Genomic DNA, 1,843 nt, shown 5'->3' on the forward strand with positions numbered 1-1,843 from the left:
CACGTTGCGCCGGCTACGGCTCGCGCCGGCTCGCATGGGGGCACGCACCCGTCGGGGGTTCGGACCATTACGGTTGCGTGCCCCTTCCGCGGCCCTGAGCCGATCGGAGACTGCTCCACCGGTCGAAACGGCTATCGCCCAGTGCACCAGCCCTCGCCCGCACTCCTGGCCTCAGGGGGTCACGCATGACTGCGCTGGCCTGTGTCTGGGACTGGTACGAGATGACCTTCGACACGATCGACGACGACCGGGTGCCGAAGTCGCTAGCGATCGCTCTCGGTGGCTCGCTGTCGAGGGTCAAGGGCCGCAACGGCTACGCGGAGGGCTGGGCTGTCGAGCGCGACTCGACGGTGCTCGCGACCGTGTTCCGGGCGTCGCCTCGGGCTGGTGAAGTGCACATCGCCGTTACCGGTGGTGCGTGCCGTGAGGTCGTTCCGACCCTGCGGCGGATGTGGCCTGCTCACCGGGTCACTCGCGCCGACGCTGCGATGGACTTCCACGCTGACTTCGACGTGCTCGATCGCCGGGTGCAGGCGTTCGGTGGAGAGCGCGGGCTCTCGATGCGGTCGATCACGAACAGCGACGGCGGCGCGACGACGTACGTCGGTTCCGCTCGCTCGGAGTTCCAGGTGCGTGCGTACAAGAAGACCGAGGAGCAGCGCCAGAAGCACCCTGAGAGCGCCCAGGAGGTCCCTGACGGGATCGTGCGCATCGAGGCCACGGTTCGGCCCGGCAAGCGGGCTGTGAAGGAGCGTGTGGCGGCCATGACGCCGGACGACGTGTACGGGCTGAGCGCATGGGGCCAGGAGTTCGCGCGGGAGTTCGTCGGCGTCGATGCCGAGCGCGTCGCTACCCACTTCCGGCGCCCTCCGGAGTGGGTCCGGACGCTTCACTACCTGGGCCTGCAGTACGGCCCGTCTGCTGCGAAGCGTGCTGAGGAAGTCGGGATCGAGCGGGCACGGGATGAACTCCTGGCTGCGCTTGGATTGGCCGAGCCGGTCGCGGTCCCCTGACTGATCGCGTGCGGACAGGCGACGGATGGCCGGATGCGGCCGCGCGGAGCGTGACGAAGTCGCGCGAGCACGGACGCGCCGGACAGCCGCCGTCTGCCCGCTGTGACGGTCATGGTGCTCGTCGGATGGTCTTCCGGGGGAGGTCGAGTCAACTGTGCCTGGAACAGGCATCCGGAGGACGCCCGAAGGGCGCTGTTGACGCGACCGGAGACTGTCTAGGCACATCCTTGGGTTCGGGTCAGGGAGTGGCCGGAGGTCATCCCCTGACCGATACCTGATCGGAGGGCGTGTCATACGATTGCGGGGGTCGTAATCGTCATACGATCGGGCTATGGTCATACACATGCCCCAGACCGGAGTCTCCCGCGTAACGGTCGCACTCGACCCGGCGGACGTCGACCTGCTCGACCGCCTCGCGGCGCTCGAGGGATCGAACCGCAGTGCCGTGCTGCGGTCCCTGCTCGGCGAGGTCCGCCCGATGCTCGTGCAGACCGTAGGGGCCTTCGAAGCCGCTGTCGCGGCTCGGAAGCAACTTGATGAGGCTGCGGCGTCTGCGACCGTCTCCGAGCTGGAACAGATCCGGGATGAGGTCGAGGCGATGCACCTCCGCGCACTCGGCGCGGTCGCGAAGCTCGAAGGTCTCGCGGCGTCGGACCCCCGTCGTAGTAACCACGGGGGTCACACCCCCACCCCCACCCCTGAGGATGAAGACTCGTGAGGGGGCTTCCAGCCCATCACGTTGCGCCGGCTACGGCTCGCGCCGGCTCGCATGGGGGCACGCACCCGTCGGGGGTTCGGACCATTACGGTTGCGTGCCCCTTCCGCGGCCC

General features: G+C 68.7%; 2 protein-coding genes. Both read left to right on the plus strand.

Annotated elements, in window-relative coordinates:
* Window positions 1-185 precede the first annotated feature (185 nt).
* Window positions 186-1,013 carry a replication initiation factor domain-containing protein gene (locus tag EDF19_RS00240; protein ID WP_148070986.1) on the plus strand — a complete coding sequence of 276 codons (828 nt, stop codon included), beginning with the start codon at window positions 186-188 and terminating at the stop codon, window positions 1,011-1,013.
* A 343-nt stretch (window positions 1,014-1,356) separates the two neighbouring features.
* Window positions 1,357-1,731, plus strand: a complete 375-nt coding sequence (locus tag EDF19_RS00245; RefSeq protein WP_185022596.1) for a ribbon-helix-helix protein, CopG family — start codon at window positions 1,357-1,359, stop codon at window positions 1,729-1,731.
* Window positions 1,732-1,843: the final 112 nt, after the last annotated feature.

Origin of the sequence: Curtobacterium sp. PhB115, assembly GCF_003752025.1 — a bacterium.
In the GTDB taxonomy this organism is placed as follows: Bacteria; Actinomycetota; Actinomycetes; order Actinomycetales; family Microbacteriaceae; genus Curtobacterium.